This window comes from Dysosmobacter segnis, from assembly GCF_014297285.1.
Classification (GTDB): Bacteria; Bacillota; Clostridia; order Oscillospirales; family Oscillospiraceae; genus Oscillibacter; species Oscillibacter segnis.
Window position 1 is genome coordinate 13,600 of the sequence record NZ_JACOQI010000026.1, and the last position, 19,090, is coordinate 32,689.

The 19,090-nt window shown below is 55.7% G+C and carries 19 protein-coding genes and 1 pseudogene; 7 read left to right on the plus strand and 13 right to left on the minus strand.

Annotated features, from left to right (window positions below; genetic code table 11):
• Positions 1 to 5 precede the first annotated feature (5 nt).
• Positions 6 to 2,123, minus strand: a complete 2,118-nt coding sequence (locus tag H8Z83_RS16940) for a helix-turn-helix domain-containing protein (RefSeq protein ID WP_187016147.1) — start codon at positions 2,121 to 2,123, stop codon at positions 6 to 8.
• A 127-nt stretch (positions 2,124 to 2,250) separates the two neighbouring features.
• On the opposite strand from H8Z83_RS16940, the gene H8Z83_RS16945 reads away from it, so the two are divergent.
• Positions 2,251 to 3,291 carry an ABC transporter substrate-binding protein gene (locus H8Z83_RS16945; RefSeq protein WP_187016148.1) on the plus strand — a complete coding sequence of 347 codons (1,041 nt, stop codon included), beginning with the start codon at positions 2,251 to 2,253 and terminating at the stop codon, positions 3,289 to 3,291.
• Positions 3,292 to 3,366: 75 nt separating this feature from the next.
• On the opposite strand, the gene H8Z83_RS16950 is transcribed toward H8Z83_RS16945, so the two are convergent.
• From H8Z83_RS16950 to H8Z83_RS16985, 8 genes are all read right to left on the minus strand, one after another.
• Positions 3,367 to 4,674, minus strand: coding sequence for an ATP-binding protein (locus H8Z83_RS16950; RefSeq protein ID WP_243185105.1), 1,308 nt, complete (start codon positions 4,672 to 4,674; stop codon positions 3,367 to 3,369).
• A gap of 133 nt (positions 4,675 to 4,807) precedes the next feature.
• Positions 4,808 to 4,966, minus strand: coding sequence for a sortase family protein (locus H8Z83_RS16955; protein ID WP_187016150.1), 159 nt, complete (start codon positions 4,964 to 4,966; stop codon positions 4,808 to 4,810).
• A gap of 39 nt (positions 4,967 to 5,005) precedes the next feature.
• On the minus strand, positions 5,006 to 6,559 hold the full coding sequence (locus H8Z83_RS16960) for a tripartite tricarboxylate transporter permease (protein ID WP_187016151.1): 1,554 nt from the start codon (positions 6,557 to 6,559) through the stop codon (positions 5,006 to 5,008).
• Between the two features lie 15 nt (positions 6,560 to 6,574).
• Positions 6,575 to 7,021 carry a tripartite tricarboxylate transporter TctB family protein gene (locus H8Z83_RS16965; protein ID WP_187016152.1) on the minus strand — a complete coding sequence of 149 codons (447 nt, stop codon included), beginning with the start codon at positions 7,019 to 7,021 and terminating at the stop codon, positions 6,575 to 6,577.
• A gap of 80 nt (positions 7,022 to 7,101) precedes the next feature.
• Complete coding sequence (locus H8Z83_RS16970) at positions 7,102 to 8,106, minus strand: tripartite tricarboxylate transporter substrate binding protein (protein WP_187016153.1); 1,005 nt, start codon at positions 8,104 to 8,106, stop codon at positions 7,102 to 7,104.
• Between the two features lie 127 nt (positions 8,107 to 8,233).
• On the minus strand, positions 8,234 to 8,488 hold the full coding sequence (locus H8Z83_RS16975; protein ID WP_187016154.1) for a hypothetical protein: 255 nt from the start codon (positions 8,486 to 8,488) through the stop codon (positions 8,234 to 8,236).
• A gap of 37 nt (positions 8,489 to 8,525) precedes the next feature.
• On the minus strand, positions 8,526 to 9,881 hold the full coding sequence (locus H8Z83_RS16980; protein WP_187016155.1) for an 8-oxoguanine deaminase: 1,356 nt from the start codon (positions 9,879 to 9,881) through the stop codon (positions 8,526 to 8,528).
• Between the two features lie 302 nt (positions 9,882 to 10,183).
• The gene (locus H8Z83_RS16985) at positions 10,184 to 11,323 is read right to left on the minus strand and encodes an RNA-guided endonuclease TnpB family protein (protein ID WP_187016156.1); all 1,140 of its coding nucleotides are present in this window, start codon (positions 11,321 to 11,323) and stop codon (positions 10,184 to 10,186) included.
• A gap of 96 nt (positions 11,324 to 11,419) precedes the next feature.
• On the opposite strand from H8Z83_RS16985, the gene tnpA reads away from it, so the two are divergent.
• Positions 11,420 to 11,659, plus strand: a complete 240-nt coding sequence (gene tnpA / locus H8Z83_RS19740) for an IS200/IS605 family transposase (protein WP_366464526.1) — start codon at positions 11,420 to 11,422, stop codon at positions 11,657 to 11,659.
• Positions 11,660 to 12,636: 977 nt separating this feature from the next.
• Here the strand turns inward: tnpA and H8Z83_RS16995 are convergent.
• The 4 genes from H8Z83_RS16995 to H8Z83_RS17010 all read right to left on the minus strand — a co-directional run bounded on the left by H8Z83_RS16995 (position 12,637) and on the right by H8Z83_RS17010 (position 15,415).
• Positions 12,637 to 13,296 (minus strand): YczE/YyaS/YitT family protein, encoded by a 660-nt coding sequence (locus tag H8Z83_RS16995; RefSeq protein ID WP_187016157.1) that lies wholly within the window; start codon positions 13,294 to 13,296, stop codon positions 12,637 to 12,639.
• 91 nt (positions 13,297 to 13,387) lie between these two features.
• Positions 13,388 to 14,050 carry a helix-turn-helix transcriptional regulator gene (locus tag H8Z83_RS17000; RefSeq protein WP_253099723.1) on the minus strand — a complete coding sequence of 221 codons (663 nt, stop codon included), beginning with the start codon at positions 14,048 to 14,050 and terminating at the stop codon, positions 13,388 to 13,390.
• Positions 14,040 to 14,705 carry a thiaminase II gene (gene tenA / locus H8Z83_RS17005; RefSeq protein ID WP_187016158.1) on the minus strand — a complete coding sequence of 222 codons (666 nt, stop codon included), beginning with the start codon at positions 14,703 to 14,705 and terminating at the stop codon, positions 14,040 to 14,042. Before tenA ends, H8Z83_RS17000 begins: the two co-directional genes overlap by 11 nt.
• Before the next feature lie 14 nt (positions 14,706 to 14,719).
• Entirely contained in the window at positions 14,720 to 15,415 is a 696-nt protein-coding gene (locus H8Z83_RS17010; RefSeq protein ID WP_187016159.1) for a class I SAM-dependent DNA methyltransferase, read from the minus strand.
• 501 nt (positions 15,416 to 15,916) lie between these two features.
• On the opposite strand from H8Z83_RS17010, the gene H8Z83_RS17015 reads away from it, so the two are divergent.
• From H8Z83_RS17015 to H8Z83_RS19430, 5 genes and pseudogenes are all read left to right on the plus strand, one after another.
• The gene (locus H8Z83_RS17015; protein WP_187016160.1) at positions 15,917 to 16,177 is read left to right on the plus strand and encodes an OadG family protein; all 261 of its coding nucleotides are present in this window, start codon (positions 15,917 to 15,919) and stop codon (positions 16,175 to 16,177) included.
• Positions 16,178 to 16,195: 18 nt separating this feature from the next.
• A pseudogene (locus H8Z83_RS17020) lies at positions 16,196 to 16,545 on the plus strand (biotin/lipoyl-containing protein).
• A gap of 12 nt (positions 16,546 to 16,557) precedes the next feature.
• Positions 16,558 to 17,982 carry a sodium ion-translocating decarboxylase subunit beta gene (locus H8Z83_RS17025; RefSeq protein ID WP_187016161.1) on the plus strand — a complete coding sequence of 475 codons (1,425 nt, stop codon included), beginning with the start codon at positions 16,558 to 16,560 and terminating at the stop codon, positions 17,980 to 17,982.
• 304 nt (positions 17,983 to 18,286) lie between these two features.
• A complete protein-coding gene (locus H8Z83_RS19425) occupies positions 18,287 to 18,751 on the plus strand; it encodes an RRXRR domain-containing protein (protein ID WP_207732084.1) in 465 nt (154 codons plus the stop codon).
• The coding region (locus H8Z83_RS19430) for an HNH endonuclease (protein WP_207732085.1) at positions 18,742 to 19,090 on the plus strand (349 nt) is incomplete at its 3' end. The genes H8Z83_RS19425 and H8Z83_RS19430, both read left to right, overlap by 10 nt.

Here is a 19,090-nt window from a genome sequence, read left to right on the forward strand (position 1 = left end):
GTGGATCAGTTTTTTTCGGAGGCGGAATGGACCGCCTTTCTGAATTGCAGCGGCGTCTGCCCCGTGATATTTTTGAATACCACATAAAAGTACTTGGGATTGGAGAACCCGACCAGTCCCGCAACGGTCTCCACCGGCTGCTCGGTCTCCCTCAGCAGTTCCTCCGCACGGCGGATCCGGGTCTGGTTCAGGTATTGACTGATGGAGGTCTGCGTACTCTCCCGGAAGATCCGCCCAAGATACGCGCTGCTCATCCCCAGCGAGTCGGCGATCCGGGTGGGTGAGAGATCCGAATCCGCATACGACTGTTCGATCTGGCGAACCACTTGAGACGCCAGCTGATCAATGTGCTGTCTATGCAGTTCTCGATTGTTCTGGACGATTTTCCGGAAAGCATCAGAAAATATGGCATCCAACGTCCGGATATCCTTCAGCGTTGCCCAGAAATTGTCGGAAACCAGCGGTTTTAACGCAGGCAGCTGTTTTTCCATCAGTGAAACGATCCGTTGGAAGGCAAAAAGCTGGTCCTGGAAGCGGTCCTCCCGGATACTGTCCTGAATCTGCTGCCACAGTCTCTGGATCTGCTCCAGATCGCTCCCCCGCAGGGCGGAAGCCAGCTCCGCGCTCATTTGCTCCGTAAAGCTGCTGTGGGGACGGCGGGGTGTAAAGTCTTCCTCCAGCCAGCAGTGCCGGTCCGCTGCCCAGAATTTCTGGCGGCGCATTTCACACAGCACCTGATAGCACGCCGCCACCTGTGGGAACGTGGTCCTCTCAGAGCCGCAGAAACAGTAGATGCTGGACTGGTCGGCCCGTTCCCGGCAGATTGCAAGAACGGTCTCCCGCTCTTCTCCGAAGAACAGGACCACCTCGCAGCCGTCCTGATGATAGGTCAGTGCGGATACATCCGTGCAGGTCTGCTTCAGCGCGGACTGCGCGTGTCCCGTTTCCATCAGCACCAGCGTATAGGGCGGCGGCAATTCCGGCAGCAGGCTGAGATCCTGCCCCTCCAGAAGGGATTGCAATGCGCTGGCCTTGCGGTGCGCTTCGGACTGCTGCGCCAGCTGTGAGACCTGCCCCGCAAGCTCTCCCCTATTTTCCATCCCGATGTTCCGCAGAGCTGCCCGGACCTGATAGACCGGGAAGTAAAGGAACAGGAGCACCCCCAGACTGCAGATCGCCAGCAGCGCAAAGCCGATCACAATGCAGACGATCAGGGCGTTTTTCAGCTCCAGCAGCTTGGGAACACATGCCTTCAGCGGCGTGATCTTCAGATAGTGCCAGCGGGAGGTGTCCAGTCGGCAATACAGGCAGACGGTCTGCTCGCCGTTGATCCGCTTCAGGATATACCCGCTGTCCGCCTGCCCCTCCCTGCTGATCTCGCCGAAAAACAGCGGGATCAAGGGCTGAAGCTCCTCCCGGCCGGCGGTGAGAAGTGCTCCCGTCTCATCCAGCAGCATGCAGTCCCCCTGCCCGTTAAAGGACAGGAGCGTGTTCAGATACCGGTCATAGTCCACATTCAGCATCAGTGCGCCGCCGGTGGGCTCATCTTCGGAGGTTGTCTCAAAAAACAAAAAGGAGAAGTAGGAGCGGACCCGGACGGGATCGTCCGAAAAGGCGGTGCGGCGGATGGGCCGCATCCGGAGATCGGGGGTCAGGGAGCGAAACAGTTCCGCCGCATCCTGATCCGCGTATTTGTCAATGGGGGCGCTGATCACGTTGGAATCTGTGGAGTAAATAAATCCGGTATCCCGGTTATAGACCTGAATGGAGTCTACAAAATCGTTGCTGCTGACATAGGAATCCAACTCCCGCAGCGCGTAGACCTGTCCCATTTTGTCTAACGTCTTGTCTCCCCGCAGCGTCAGGACGGACGGGGCGTAGAATACCTGCATCCCGTAGTTTCGGACAGTGGCGGAAAGGATCCCCGAAATGGAGTCCAGCTGCCCCACGAAATCCCGGTGCTGCAGGGCCACGGAGTCCAGCACCACAGACTGAAACGCGGAGTAGACCAGGCCCAGAATGCACGCGACAGCGATCAGAATGCAGGCAAAGGCGGTGAGAAAGGTTTTTGCGTGGCGACGAAGCAGATTGTAAATTGGAGACATATTGATCGTTGTACGCAAGCACTCACGCCCTTTCTCGGTATTGAAGTTCAGTATAGCAAAAAAACAACGATGCCGCAACTTTACTTCCGTTGGGAAATCAGGTAAGATAGTCACATTGACATCTGTTTGACGGAGGTACTTCGGCATGAACGCATACAGGATCTTCAAAAGGATCGCGGCCTGCCTGATATTGGTGTGCTGTACCGCCGGATGCGCCGGCAGCCCACGGCCGGCTGAGGCCCCGCCGTCCATGGCCGGGTACTCCGGAACCGTTACGCTGTACTGTTCCATGCAGGAGGAGGAAATTCAGGCCATTAAGGAGGGCTTTGAGGAGAAGTACCCCCAGATCACCATGAACTACTTCTTCGCGGGAACCAACAAGGTCCTGACCAAGCTGGCCACGGAAATGCAGTCCGGAGAGATCTCCGCCGATCTGGTCTGGACCGGCGCTCCGTCGGATTACAGAAAGCTGAAGGAAAACCGGTATCTCTCCCCCTATATCTCGCCGCAGGCCATCAATATCAACGAGGCCTTCATGGATGAGCACCATTACTACATCGGCGGACGGCTGATGTCGGCGGTCATCGCCTACAACACGGATCTGGTCTCCGAGGAGGACGCGCCCCGGACCTGGGACGATCTGCTGGATCCCAGATGGAACGGGCAGATCGTGATGACGGACCCGGGCAGCTCCGGCAGCATCAAATACTTCGTCGGCGCGCTGATGAATTCCCCTGCCTACGGAACGGCGTATTTTGAGCGTCTGCGGGAAAACGGCTGCATGCTTGAGAGCAACTCCACCGCCACCCATCTGCAGGTCGCACACGGGACGTACGCCGTGGGGATCTGCATGGACTATATCGTCAGCAACATGGAAGAAGCCGGGGAGCCTATCTCCTTCCGCCTTCCGGAGCGGGATACGGTGCCGATCTACAGCCCCATGGGGCTGGTAGCCGGCTGTCCCAACGAGCGAAACGGTCGGCTCCTCTATGACTACATCCTCTCCAAAGAAGGGCAGACGATCCTGACAGAGCACCATCTCCACAGCATCCGTGATGACCTTGGAAACACGCCTGACTCCATTCAGACTGTGCTGGATTCCCGCCTTCCGGTCAATGAGCAGGAGATCAGCGATACGATGGAGGACGTCATGGACCGGTTCGACAGGATCTTCTTTCAGGATTGACCCTCCCCCACGGCTAAAGTAAAAGTCGGCGTGTATCAAAAAAATCCGCCCTGATTTTTCAGAGCGGATTTTTAGTTACACTTCGCTGAGCAGGAAGTCCAGCGCCTTTACGATTTTAATACCATCCACGTCGCTGATGAGGTCGCAGTCCATGGCAATCACGGTTTTCTCGTAATTGTCCTGAACAGCTTGCAGCGGTGCAAGTTCCCGTGTGCGGGTTTCGGAGGCGTTCATGTTGTCGGTGACTTGGATATACCTTTTCTCGTTCATCTTCGTTGCGATGAAGTCGATCTCCTTTTCACCGACCTTGCCGATAGCCACCTCATACCCGCGTCGCAGCAGTTCAAAATAGACGATGTTTTCCAGAATGTGTCCCACATCGCCGCCCCGGTTTCCTAACAGATAGGTGCGGAGGCCGGGATCGACGATATAGTATTTGCCCAGCGTCCGCAGGTAGTCCTTTCCCTTGATGTCAAACCGCTTGACCTCATAAAAGATATAGGACTCCAACAGTGCGTCGATATAGGCAGAGATGGTCTGCACCGCAGGCTTGGTCTTTCTGCCATCGTCCAACAGGCCCTCGCTGACAAGGGTGCGCCCGATGGACGCAGCCGACGTGTTGTTGCCGATGTTGTCAGCCAGAAACAGAACGATCTTGCGAAGCAGCAGCGCGTCGGTGACGGCCCGCTGTTCTTTCCGTTTGCCGCGCTCCAGAATGTCCCGCACGACCACAGCAGAATAAATGCCGTCCAGCAGCATATTGGCGCGCTCCTGATCCAGCTCCGCCTCGGCCAGCGCGGGCATACCGCCAAACTGTGCGTAGGCCTCAAACAGGTCGCGCAGCTCATACGCTTCACCGTCTTTTCCCCTGGCGCGCTGTTTCACATTGCCGTTGGGGGCTTTGTACTCCTCCAGCAAATAGCCATGGAAGTCCAGAAATTCCCGGAAGGACAGCGGCAGCATTTTGATCTCCACATAGCGCCCGGACAGATATGTGGACAGTTCGGAGGACAGCAGGTAGGCGTTGGAACCGGTCACATAAATGTCGCAATATAGATCCACACGGAAGGAATTAACGGCATCCTGCCAGTCCCGAACCTTCTGCACCTCATCTAAAAAGAGGTAGAGCCGCTTGCCCTTGGGTGCGCGTTCCATCACATACTGATAAAGGCTTTTGCTGTCCATATCGGCAAACTGCATGGACTCAAAGTTCATCGAGAGGATCTGTTCCTCCATGACGCCCTGTTCCCGCAGATGTGCCATCATCAATTTCAGCAGGCTGGATTTGCCGCAGCGCCGGATTCCGGTCACGACCTTGATGACCTCCATATCCTGAACGGAAATGAGCTTATCAAGGTACTGCGATCTGTTTTTTAACTCCATGATTCTGTCACCACCTTTTGAAGCCATGATAGCACACCTTCATCATTAAGTAAAGTTTTTAACATCAATGTGAATAACTTTTTTCTTGTCGAAGTTATTCACATCAATACTACTTTTGTCGAGCCTGCACGCACTAGCGGTAATCCGGCGGATTCATCACGCAGGTGACAAGGGTGATGATGTTCTCCGAGCTGTCGCTCAGGACGCTGGTATCGTCCACGCTGATTTTAGCCAAGAACTTTTTACCCGTCCGGTAGGCGTCAATACTCTTGGCGAATAAAACACAGGACACGGCAATACTGCCGTGTCCTGTGTTTTTTCGGAAAGTCCGTCAGTCGGAAGTGCGGACGGGATCATCCCCGGTTTCATTGGGAATGTCGCCGCCGGCATCTTCCACGGCCTTTTTCTCCATGCGGTTCATGAAAATGGGAGAGCAGACGCCGAACACGCACAGGGCGATCAGCACCCAGCAGAGGGGCGTGGAGAACAGGATGGCCGGGCTGCCGCCGGACAGCCGCAGGGAGCGGCGCAGGCCGTTTTCGCCGATGGGCCCCAGGATCAGGGCCAGCACGATGGCCGCCGGGTTCAGATCGAACTTGCGGACCAGATAGCCCAGCACGCCGAAGATCATCATGATGACCACATCGAAAAAGTTCTTATGGATGGCGAAGGAGCCCACCACGCACAGGACGGCCACGCTGGGGATCAGGATGGCGTCGGAAAGGCGGGAGATCTGCGCGAAGCCACGGCAGCCCAGAAGGCCGATGCCCAGCATAAAGAACTGGACCAGCACAAAACCCGCGAAGAAGGTGTAGGTCATCGGCGCATAACGGGTAAACAGCTCCGGTCCCGGCTGGAGTCCCTGAATGATCAGTCCGCCCATGAGCACGGCGGTCACGGACTCGCCGGGAATGCCCAGCGTCAGCATGGGGATCAGGGAGCCGCCGGTCACGGCGTTGTTAGCTGCCTCGGAACCTGCCACGCCCTCGATGGAGCCTTTCCCGAACTCCTCTTTGTGATGAGAGAACTGCCGGGAGGTATTATAGCCCAGGAAGCAGGCGATGGATGCGCCCGCGCCGGGAAGGATACCGATCAGGTTGCCGATGACCCAGGAACGGAGGATGGTGGGGGTGATCCGCTTGATCTCCTTGCCGCTCAGGGTGATCTTGTCGCTGAACTTGGCTGCCTTTGCCCGCTGCTTGATCTTCTTCTCCGCCAGGATCAGCACCTGAGACATGGAGAACAGACCGATCAGGGCGCAGGTGGTGTTAATGCCCTCGTACAAAGAAGCCTGTCCGAACATGAACCGCTGAGCGCCCTCCATGGGGTCCATGCCGATGGTGGACAGCAACAGGCCCAGCGCACCGGAGATCAGGCCCTTCAGCAGGGACTTGGACGCCACGCCCGCAATGATGGTCAGGCCGAAGATCGAAAGCCAGAAATATTCCGGAGAACCGAATTTCATGGCCAGCTGCGCCAGCAGCGGAGCGAAAAAGTACAGGGAGATGCAGGAGAGCAGGCCACCGCAGAAGGAGGAGAAGCAGGCCACGGCCAGCGCCTTGCCCGCCTTCCCCTGCAAGGTGAGCTGGTAGCCCTCAATGGCGGTGGCGGCAGAGGCGGGGGTGCCCGGCGTGTGGATCAGAATGGCGGAGATGGAGCCGCCGAAGATCGCACCGCAGTAGATAGCGCCCAGCACGATCAGTCCCGTTTCCGGGGCCATGGTAAAGGTCATGGGCAGCAGCAGCGCAACGCCCATGGCGGCGGACAGGCCGGGCAGGCAGCCGATGATGATGCCAATGGCGGTGCCGCCGGCCATAAACAGCAGATTGCTGAGGGACATCGCGTTTACGAAGCCGTGTCCCATCAAGGCTAACGTTTCAAGCATAATTCGTGCCCCCCTTTATTTGAACAGCAGGCCCACAGGCAGCTTTACACCCAGGAACATGGTAAACGCGCCATAGACCAGTCCGATGATCACAATGGTAGAGATCAGGATCTGCCACTTGGGGACCCTGAGATACAGCAGGCTGGCCGCCATCAGCACGATGGTCGCCAGATAGAAGCCGACGAAGTACATACCGGCCAGATATGCGATGAGCATTCCCAGAACGATAAAAAACTGCTTGGGCTGGAACCCTTCGAAGATTTCCGGAATACCGCTGGTCACCCCGTTCTTTTTCGCGGCAAACAGCATTTCAACCACATAACCGGTGGTAAGCAGAAACAGGATCGCAATGATGCACAGAGGATAGATCCGAGCTCCCTTTTTCAGATCTCTGGACATCAGGAAGAAAAAGGCGCAGACCGCATACATGAAGCCTACAACGCCAATATCAGTTTTTTTCATAGTGCCCTCCAGTTCGCACTGCATTGATGCGGAAAAATAAGGCGGGAGCAACCACCGGCTGCTCCCGCACAAAATGGGGATCAGTCGCCCCAAACGTCGGCCAGACTTTCAGTGAAGTCCTGCTGCTGCTTGATCAGAGCGGCGGTGTCTGCGCTGTTCTTATAGTCAGTCTCCATCCCAGCGGCCTCGGCAGCCTTGAGATAGTCGGCGTCCTCCATCAGCTTCTGGAAGGCGTCCTCATAGAACTTGATCACATTCTCGGGGGTGCCGGCAGGCGCCACGATGCAGCGGGAGGAACCCAGCCACTGGTCATAGTAACCCAGTTCGCCCATGGTAGGCACGTCGGGATAGCCCTCCAGACGCTCCTGATTGTAGACGGCCAGAACCTTGACCTCAGAGGTGAAGGAAGCGAAGTCCGCTACCTTGGCCACGGAGAAGTCCACCTCGCCCTGACGGAGCGCCAGCAGCTGGTCGGCGGTGCCGCCGTAAGGAATGTCGGTATATTCAAAGCCGGCAGAAGTAGCCAGAACCTGCGCACCGATGTGGTTGGATGCCCGGTTGCCATTGGTGGAAGCCTTCAGCTTGCCGGGGTTGTCCTTTGCGAACTTCACCAGATCCTCCAGCGTGTTGAACTGGGAGTCCGCCTTCACCAGAACCACGGAGGTCTCCGTCACATGGTTGCAGATGGGAGCGAAGCTGTCCACGGTATACGTTGCCAGACCCTCGGAGATGGTGGCGTTGAAGTTGGGCAGGTTGATGAAGCCCAGCGTGTAGCCATCCGGGGCCGCCTGAGAGAGGGCCGTCCAGCCAATGGAGCCGGAGCCGCCTTCCAGGTTTTCAATGATGACCGGCTTGCCGATGTACTTTTCAGCATAGGCGGCCAGCACACGGGCGGTGTTATCGGTTCCGGAACCCGCTTTATAGGATACGATCATGGTAACATTTTCCTTGGGGGCCCAGTTCTCATCTGAAGTGGAGGGCTGATTGGAAGTGCCCGGATCAGTCTTGGCGCTGCCGCCGCAGGCGGTGAGGGCCAGTGCGAGCGTACCGGCCAGCAGAAGGCTCAAATAACGTTTCATCTTCATAGCAAAACTTCCTCTTTTCCTTTCTTAACTCCTCTGAAATTCGATTGACATTCGTTTTTCCCAGGGGTCCGGATCATATGCCGTTCAATAGCAGGTGCACCTATCGGATTGGGCATATTGCCTATATTCAGTCAAGCATACCGGGTAAAAAAAGTAAAGTTTGAATAATTGTGAAGGTTTCAAAGTACGCTTTTTGAACTTTTTCCTCCCACGCCGCCGTCTGTAAAACCGTCGCAGACGGCCCGATATCCTGCCAATTCTCCGCAAGCGGCCCCTGTCCGGGAAACGGAGCGGCTCTTGCGGGGCAGACGGTCCGCACCAGTAAACAAGCCGCACGGAAAATCCGTGCGGCATACTGCTCATTTTTCGGATAAATTACCAAACGGCCCGGCTTCAACGCAGGATGGAGCAGGCCGGTCTCAGCGGGACAGGTAATCCCGCACCAGCGCGGCGGCCTCCCGGGCAGCTTTTTCCTCGTCCAGATTCACCAGCTTTCCGCTGCGGACCGTGACCTTGCCGTTGACCACGGTGTAATCCACCGGGCCTTTCCAGCCCACGGTCCCCAACAGGGATTTCGGGTCCAGATCCGCCCCCACCAGCTCCAGACGCCGGGTGTCGATAGCGAACAGGTCTCCGGCCTTCCCCACTTCCAGAGAGCCGATGTCGTCCCGGCCCAGGATCTTCGCGCTGCCCACGGTGGCGATTTTCAGAACGTCGTAGCCGCTGGGAGCCTTTTCACTGGATTGGAGACGGTGGAGCAGATAGGCCACCCGCAGCTCCTCCAGCAGATTGGAGCCGTCATTGCTGGCGCTGCCGTCCACCGCAAGGCCCACGGGAACGCCCAATTCCAGCATTTCCGGCACCCGGCACACGCCGGAGCTGAGCTTCATGTTGGAGATGGGACAATGGGCAACGCCGGTGCCGGTCTCCGCCAGACGGCGCAGTTCCTCCCCGTTGAAATGGATGCCGTGGGCATACCAGACGTCCGGGCCGATCCAACCAAGGGATTCCATGTATTCCAGAGGCCGCATCCCGCACCGCTCCCGGACGAAGCGCTCCTCGTCCTTCGTCTCGCAGAGGTGGGTATGGAGCCGCACGCCCAGATCTCTGGCCAAAATTGCGGACTGCCGCAGCAGCTCCTCGGAAACGCTGAAGGGTGAGCAGGGTGCCAGCGCCACCATCCGCATGGAGAATCGGGACGGATCATGGTAGGTCTCCACTGCACGCTGACAATCCCGCAGGATCTCGTCCACGGTCTGCACAACGCTGTCCGGCGGCAAGCCACCGTCCTTCTTGCTCAGGTCCATGCTGCCACGGGAGGCGTACATCCGGATGCCCAGATCCTCCGCGGCGGCGAACTGTGCGTCCAGCAGCCCCTCCGCCTGCCCCTGTGGGAAAACGTAATGGTGGTCAAAGCAGGTGGTGCAGCCGTTTTTCATCAGCTCCCCCATGCCGGTGACGGAGCTGTGGTAGATCACCCGGCTGTCCAGATTCTTCCAGATCTCGTACAGGGCCTTCAGCCAGTCGAACAGCTCCAGATTCTGCACCTGAGGCAGGTTACGGCTGAAGGTCTGGTACAGATGGTGATGGGTGTTGATGAGGCCGGGATAGACGATGCAACCGGCGGCGTCGATGACCTCCTCCGCCTGCTGTTCCTCCGGGCCGATGTAGGTGATGACGCCGTCCTCCATCAGCAAATTGCTGTCGGTGTACACGGTGTCGCTGGGGTCGCAGGTGACGATGTGGGATGCGTTTTTCATCAGTAAGCGTGCCATGAATATTCCTCCGTTTCGGGGGCGCCCCCTTCCCTGTTGTCCCTTCGGATCTGCTCCGTTTTTTTGTTCAATCGTTCAAAGTGTGCGAAATTTTGAAATAATAAAAAATAATTGCCGGGAAAACGGGTTGCTTTTGTGCTTTGAATGTGCTGTAGTCAACAATCCACGGCCAAAAGGCCATGGGCTTGTAACTGCCCAGTCGTAGTAACGGATAGCTCCTCCGACCTTTAACCCCAAGAGGCATTGCTGTCTCAAGTGGCGTTACATCGTAGGGTGGTTGACTGCACCCTTTGCGGCAAAGTTTACTCTGCCGCAACTGTATCAGGTACTTGACTATCATATAGATAGTTGATTCCCATGCGATACAGATTCATTGCGCCGATACGGTCATCGTTCGACTTGTAGCCGCAGTTCTTACAGGTAAACAGATGTATCTTCTTGTTGCGGTTTGCCTTTTCGGTGTGTCCACAGACGGGACAGCACTGGCTGGTATACCGAGGATCGACCTTGATTACGGAAGATTGGTTCTGTTTCGCCTTGTAGATGAGTTTCTGTTCAAGGTCGTAGAAAGCCCACGATGCAGAAACATAGCGATGCTTCGTTTTGACACGCTCCGGGGCATGACGAATACCGGACAAATCTTCCAGAACGAAGAGAGTGTGCGCGGGGTTATTTACAACGAGTGCCTTTGATACACAATGGTTGACATCCTGCATCCAACGGTTTTCTCGTTGACCGATCCTTTTGAGTCTACGTCTTGAAGACGGGGTATGCCGCATCTGGAGTTCTTTTCTAAGTGCTGAATAGTGGGCTCTTTTCTGCTTGATGGACCGACCTCTCACAAACCCGGACTTGTGCTTGCTATCGTAAGTTGCAGCGACGAAGTTGATGCCTCGGTCGATGCCTACAACATTACAGATATCGGAGAGATCACTCTCTTCCACATCATAGGTCACAGGGATGTATAGAAAGTATTTCCCGTGTTTGTTCACCAGTTTGGCAGTGCCGAACCGGTAGATAGAGCGGTCGAAGTATTGCGACATCCCTTCCGCGAAATAAGGCAGTTTTACTCTTCCACCGAGCGTGTTTATGGAAAAGTGGTCTTGTGTCAGGGAGTAATCTCTGTTCCAGACGAGGTCATACTGAGGTTTCTTGAAAGACGGTTTGATCCACTCTTTCTGATTCTCAAGGATGGTCTTATATCTGGCAATGACCGTCTTGAATACGGACTGAGTCATTTGAGATTTCAGTCCGAATTCTGCGCGCAACGTAGGATACAGAGCCTTGTTGAGCGAAAACTGTTTTAAATCGTGCGTGCGAAACACATAGTCCGAAACATAGTTGCACGCTTCACGATAGACAGACATCGTTTCATCAAGTAACGTCTTATCTTCATCAGATGCCACTACTTGGATTTTTGCCATGATGGACATTTGAGCCATAGTCAATCCTCCTTTCTTTGTTATTTCACTAATGCTATTATGTAATAATAGATAGTGAATGCCAAGGCGCATTGAGGTGACTTATGGATTGATGCCATAAAACAAAAGATTCAGAGCATCGCTGATGCTCATCACTGCGAAATCGTGGCAATGGAAACCGACAAAGACCACGTGCATATCCTTCTCGGATACGACACGACGGATTCCGTCTGTAACATTGTTAAGACACTAAAACAAGAAACGACACATCATCTTTGGCAAAGATTCGGTCCTTTCCTGGCCAAACACTATTGGAAGAAAAGGATATTCTGGTCCGATGGGATACTTTGCCTGTAGTATCGGGGAAGTATCCTCGGCAATTATCCAAAAGTATATCGAAAACCAAGGATGATGCGCCTTTACGAACAGGGCTCCTCCCACCGCCTAAAGGCAGTGGGTTTCCGCCCAAACTATGTTGGAGGTATTTTTTATGAAAAATCACTGGCAGAGCGTTTTTACAGGTACTACTGCAAGCTCAACCGCCTGCCGTCACGGATCGATCCGGAGACCCCGCTCGCAGCCAACGGCTGAGCAGTTCTCCCCTGTCGGGCAAACGCGGTTTTTGAGAATGTGGGCACGGCCAAGCTGCAGTAAGCCGGAGCCTCCGGTCTCCTTTGGGTTTTTGCGCCCCTGACATATAGGGCGCGGAAACGCAGTGCGGACCCCAAAATGGAATCAGGCAAAAAAGTAACGACCTTCAACCGTTGTCTCCCAGTTGAAGGCCGTTACTCATGCATCTTGGGTTCAATCATTGACGTAACCTCACATTCTTCAGTTTTCGGAAAGCTTTGGTTTTTCGCTTGCTAGGGTACTCTTAGTGATACATTGGACTCACCCTTTCCTGATTTTTATTATACGCAAATCCGCCGGAATATCAATTCGCAGGGATGTTAAAATTTGCAGAAAAACTTTGACTGTTCTGTGAATTGATTCGCGCCTTTGCCTATGCTATCATATTTAATTGGGGGCAATGATGCCGCTCCGTTAAAAACAGATGCACGCCTTGAGCTATCCACGCACAAGGGCAATATCAACAACCGCTTAGAGCAATGCTAAATCAGGGGTGCGATTTACTACAAATCGTACCCCCTTAAATATTACTTATCATAATAAAGGCCGCCAAAGATCCACAAGGTAATTTCAAGCGTGTATTCAAAGGCTATCTCTAAAAAGGACCCGGGGTACTGTGCCGCTATCGGCATGGTACTCCGGGTTTATTTAGGGTGTAACTCCATTCGGTATGCTTGTCCCCACAGGTAATCTTGACCGGGCATTCAGGTGATGGTTTTCCGCCCACGGAACCGCTGAAGGGTCTCCGGCAGATTCTCCTGATGGAGCAGGGCAGGGTTGAAGCGCAGCAGACCAAAGTTCAGATTGAACAGGGAGCCGACGCCCACTGCGGCAACGATGGTACCGATGCCCACCTGACCGCCCAGCCGCCAGCCGATGAATACAATGACCACTTCCACGGCGGCGCGGCAAAGGCCTACCGTCCGGTGCGTCTTACGGGCCAGTACGACCATGAGCGCATCGCGAGGACCGGAGCCTAAGGTGCTTTTCATATACATCCATGTCCCCAGAGCCAGCAGCTCCATGCCGATCAGCAGCGCGGCCAAACCGGTCGAGAAGCGCTCAAACAAAGGGATCCAGTTCAGGTACAACAGGATGTCGATGAATATCGGGCAGACGAAAATATTTGCCAGCGTACCGAGGCCGAAACTCTCCCCGCAAAAATAAGCAATGGCAATGACTGCGGCTCCGACAATGCTGGCGGCGGTACCGTAGGTGATGCCGAAGGTCTTGGCGATACCTTGCTGGAGAACGCTCCAAGGCTCCAAGCCGATATTGGCCTGAAGCATCAGCGTGATGCCGATGGCGCTGACCAACAGACCGACCAAAAGCAATCCGATCCTGCGAAGATATTCCTGAAGCATGGTTTGCCTCCTTCTGCGGGTCGAGCCCTTGATATGAGATGATTGGCACAGATGTGGAAATTCGGCAGCTTGCGGCCCGCAAGGCTGGAATTCAGATCTGCCCGTTGTCCGAATTCTTGATTTGAGTGATGTAGCGGTATACGCTGGCCGGAGAGCAGTGGAGACTGGCGGCGGCACTTTTGACTGCACCCTTCAGCAGAAAGAGCCCGCCGGATTCCAGGGCTGCGATGACTTGCAGCCGTTTCTCCGGCGTCAGCTGCTCCGGCGTGACCCCCATCCGTTCCAGTTCCCGATTGATGGCGTCCAAAGCCACCGCATCTGCGGAGTTGCGGAATTTTTCCGGGGAGGATCGGGCGGATACACCATCTTCGTTCTCCGGCAGCGGCTGCGCCAGCACATCGGTCACAAACAGATCCGGATGGCACAGACTCAGGATGCGGTCACAGACATCCCGATAGCGGCTGTCGTCAAAGTTGATGCACAGCAGGCCGATGAGCTCGCCACTGTCCTTGATGAAAAAGGTGCTGGATCGGAGGTCTTTTCCGTTGACGTTGATGCTGTAATAGTGGAGATGATAGTCCATACGCTCATAGCTCTTGTCCCGGAGAATACTCAGGGACATATTGGTCAGAGGCGCACCGAGCTTTCTGCCGCTGATGTGACTGTTGGCGATGGCGATGATCTGTTTTCTCTGTGATACAGAGGTCTTGCGGGTAGAGACCTCTGTATCAAAAGGGCTCGATTCAGTTGCCACCCATAGCGTAGACCATGTCCCAAAAGCGCAAATCAAACAGGCAGCACTTTTCAAAGATCTCGCAGAGGTGCTCTGCTGTTTTTTCGTCGATGAATCCGCTGAGTGCGTCAATTCGGTCAATGAGCATCTGATTGGTTCGCCGGTAGCTTTCTGAAACGTAGCCCGCGAACCACGAGCCGTAACGCTTGTCCCGCAGCGCATCCGGGCAGCGTTCGACTATCTTTTCCGCCACATACGCATAGCTCCAGGAGCAGTTCAGAAGCGTCACCAGTCCAGTCAGCACATCCCCGGTCTGCGCCTCCCAAAGCATGTAATGGGTATAGGCGTTGTTGTCCATGTGAGGACGGGTGCTGTGGATCTCCTCCTCCGTAATGCCAAGGCGCTTCATATACGGAATGTGGGTGCGGAAGGTCTCTCCGATGGTGTCCGCCAGCTCTCCGCTCAAAAAGCGGATCTGCTCAAAATCGTCAGCCTTCTGGATGATTGCCGCAAAGATCTTCACATAATCCTTGAGGTATAAATAATCCTGAAGCATATAATACCGGAATTTTTCCGGCGGCAGCGTTCCATCTGCCATCTGCGTCACAAACGGGTGGCAAAGATACCGGGGCCAGATTTTTTCCGCCCGGGCATAGAGTGTTTGTGAGAGCTTCACGCCGTCCTCCTCTTTCATTTATGGGCGATGATCGCCACATAGCCGCCGCTCTGATAGCCGGGGACCACATCCTCCACGTCCTCGTTGGTGTACATAGGGTTCTTCAGCAGGGTCTGATAGAAGTCAAAATCGTGGAAGCCCAATGCCTTGAGCACGTCGATCTTCTCCTCCGTGGAATGCCACACGCCTGCGCAGCACAGCTCGTGGGGATACGGCAGCTTGGGCATAACGCCGTTGAGGAACGGGTGGTCAAAGGTGCCTACCTCTTTTGCCAGCAGATACATGAACCCAAAGGCGCTCTCCTTGGGAACGTCCAGCGAAATAAAGGTGCCGTTCGGCTTGAGGGCCTTCTTGCAGACGTCAAACGCCCGGGTCAAGTCCTCCATATAGCTGGAGCTGCCGTTGAGATAGATCACATCATAGGCATTCTCCTCCAGCTCCGCATCTTCAATCGCGCCGAAGGCCACCACGTTCACGCCGCGCTTCTCTGCGATGGCACCCATGTCGCGGGAGGGCTCAATGCCTTCGATACCGCTGCAGTCGATCATGCTCTCAAACAGGCCGCTGCCGCAGCCCACGGAAAGCACGCGTTTGCCCTGAATATCACCGAGCACTTTCTGGAACAGGCGAAGCTCACTCTGAAACAGGTTCTCATTCTCCATGAACCAAGCGTCATACTGTGCCGCATAGCCGTCAAATTTAGGTTTCATTGTCAAAGAGTCCTTTCTGATTTTAGAATTTCAAATCTACGGGGGTTCTTTACCGTTGTCTTTGGTTCATTTTTCCTTGAAAAGCTGGGTGTTTACCTCTTTGGATTCCTAAACACCGCATTCGATACGGAGTAACATAAGGCTAAAGCCCTACCTCTTGCATTTAAATGAACCTTTTGTTAAGTGTATCACAAGCAGCCCCTCTCCGCAACGCCATTCTTGCAGTCCGCAGCGGATCTCTGCCTCAATTTTTCCGTAATCGTTTTACGATTCAGCAAAGAGAGCAAGCAGCCCCTCCCCCTGCTGTCTGAGTGTGGATTCTGACAGATTTTTCAAAAAACATCCGCTAAGAATCGGCGTCCTTTTTCACAAGACTCTTTGCTTTTCCGCGCCGGCATGGTATGATAGCCACAGTACCTTGCCCCCGACACAAGCCGGGCTGCGCTCCGTCAGCGGCGGAGCACTGTTTCCCGGTGGGGGAATCACGAAAGGGAGTATCGTATGGAGTACAGCAGCATTTTTGTCTGTCTCATGGGCATGGGCACGGTGTTCTTCGGGCTGATCTGCCTGATCGCGTTGACCTATCTCATGAGCGCCGTGGTGGGCCGCGGGAAAAAGGCCGCCCCGGCACCGGTCCCGGCTGCGCCCCAGACCGCCGGTGAGGTAACACCGGAGCTGGTAGCCGCCGTATCCGCCGCGCTGGCGGAGGAGCTGGGCACCGACATCACCGGCATCCGCATCGTTTCCATGAAAAAAGTGTAAGGAGAGGGAGAAACACACATGAAAAAGTACAGAGTCACCGTCAACGGGACGGTTTATGAAGTCGAACTGGAAGAGCTGACCGGCTCCGCCCCCGTTTCCGCCCCGGCGGCTCCCGCCGCTGCCCCCGCACCTGCCGCGTCTGCCGCACCGGCTGCCGGTGAGCAGATCTGCGCCCCCATGCCCGGCAACATTCTGGCCGTCAACGTCACCGCCGGTCAGGCCGTGAAAAAGGGCGACGTGCTGATGGTTCTGGAGGCCATGAAGATGGAGAACGAGATCATGTGCCCCGGGACGGCGTGGTGGCCTCCGTCAATACCTCCAAGGGCGCTTCCGTGGAGTCCGGCACGCTGCTGTGCGTCCTCCAGTAAGGCAGGGCCGATATGGACGCGATCATTCGCTTTTTACAGGACACCGGCTTCTACCTCTTTTCCCAGGACGGCAACTGGCGCTGCCTCATCATGCTGGGCATCGCCTGCGTGCTGCTGTATCTGGGCATTGTAAAGAAGTTTGAGCCGCTGCTGCTGGTGCCCATCGCCTTCGGTATGCTCATCACCAACCTCCCCGGTGCCAATATGTTCCACGAGATCTTCTTCGCCGGGGGCCACATCCACTGGGACCTCATCGGCGGGCAACCCGTCACGGCGTCGCTGCTGGCGGACCTCCACAGTCAGGGCGTAGCAGAAAACGTGCTGGCCCCCTACATCCAGCAGTTGATGACCGCCGCCCAGACCGCCTTCTCCCCGGAGATGGTGGAACAGGCCATCGCCGCCGTCACGGAGGAGGCCGGAGCCGCCATCACCCCTCTGGAAGCACAGCTTCAGGCGTTGGTGCAGGCGGAGCAGGCCGCTGCCTACTACGGCATGACCCTCTCTGACATCACCATCACCCCGGGACTGGTGGACATTCTCTACCTGGGTGTGAAGCTGGGCATCTATCCCTGCCTGATCTTCATGGGCGTGGGTGCTATGACGGACTTCGGTCCCCTCATTGCCAACCCCAAGTCCCTGCTGCTGGGCGCGGCCGCACAGCTGGGCATCTTCATCACCTTCGTGGGCTGCCGTTTCATGGGCTTCACCGGCCCGGAATCCAGCGCCATCGGCATCATCGGCGGCGCAGACGGCCCCACGGCCATTTTCGTCACTGTTCTGCTGGCACCGGCCCTCTTAGGCCCCATCGCCGTGGCGGCTTACTCCTATATGGCGCTGGTCCCCGTGATCCAGCCTCCCATCATGAAGCTGCTGACCACGGAAAAAGAGCGCCAGATCGTTATGAAGCCCCTCCGGGAGGTCAGCAAGAAGGAGAAGATCATCTTCCCCATCGTAGTGACCATCTTCGTGGCGCTGCTGGTTCCCTCTGCCGCCCCCCTCATTGCCTGCCTCATGCTGGGCAACCTCTTTAAGGAGTGCGGCATTACGGAGCGGCTCAGCAAAACCGTTCAGAATGAGCTCATCAACATCGTGACCATCTTCCTTGGCGTCAGCGTGGGCGCAACGGCCACCGGCACCACCTTCCTGTCCCTCCAGACCATCAAGATCATGGCCATGGGCGTGGTGGCCTTCAGCTTCGGCACCGCCGGCGGCGTCCTGCTTGCCAAGTTCATGAATCTGTTCCTCAAGGAGAAGATCAATCCCCTCATCGGTTCCGCCGGCGTGTCCGCCGTGCCTATGGCGGCCCGCGTATCCCAGATGGTGGGCCAGAAGTACAACCCCGGCAACTTCCTGCTGATGCACGCCATGGGCCCCAACGTGGCAGGCGTCATCGGCTCCGCCATCGCCGCGGGCGTGCTGATCTCCCTGTACGGCTGATAGGAGGCAGATGTCAATAACCCCCACCAAATCTAACGATTTGGAGGGGGTTTGCGAGAAATCGTAAGCCCTGATTGACTACCCTAAGTGTTTCGAGCACTACGTTACTCAAGAATGTAAGAATAGGCACCGGCGGGCGTGAATCCGAACCTGCCGCACTGCGGTGTGTGATTAAAAGCTCTGAGGGTAAGGAGCGGTGTTGCACACGAAAACCTTGAGATAACATTGGGTACGGATACCTGATGGCCGAAAGGCCGCGTGGCTTTTTCGTTAGCCACAATCAAAGAAGAAGGAGGAAGGCATCATGCCAAACAAAGTGTATATCATCAATAAACACGGGCGTCCGCTGATGCCCTGCTCCCCGGCAAAAGCCCGTCATCTGCTGGATGAAGGGAAAGCCAAAGTGAAGAAGAGGACGCCCTTTACCATCCAGTTGATCTACGGAAGCAGCGGCTACACCCAAGAAGTCATTTTGGGCGTGGACGCGGGAAGTAAGACCATTGGAATGTCCGTATCCACTACAAAAGAGGAGCTGCTCTCCGCGGAAGTAAAACCTCGAAATGACGTGGTGGATTTACTATCCACCCGTCGAGAGTTCCGCAGAGCCCGGAGAAACCGCAAGACCCGGTATCGCAAGCCACGGTTCGACAACCGCGTGCGGAGCAAGCATAAAGGCTGGCTCGCACCTTCTGAGGAAGTAAAATCCAAGAGCATATCACTGCCATCCGGCGCGTCTGTGGTATCCTGCCCGTCAGCAAGGTGGTCGTAGAAACCGCCGAGTTCGACCTGCAGCTGCTGAAAGCCATTGCGGATGGAAAGCCCGTTCCGCAAGGTGAGGATTACCAGCAGGGCGAGATGTATGGTCACTACAATGTACGGCAATACGTGCTTTGGAGAGACAACTACACTTGCCAATGCTGCGGAACTCATCCAAGCAAAAAGAAGGAAGTCCGGCTTCACGTCCACCATCTGGAGAGCAGGAAGGTAGGCGGCGACGCCCCGGACAACCAAGTTACCCTTTGCGAGAGCTGTCACGAAAAACTCCACAAGGGGTTGATTGCGGAGAAGGACTTCAAAAAGCGCAAGCGTAAGTCAACCAGAGATGCCA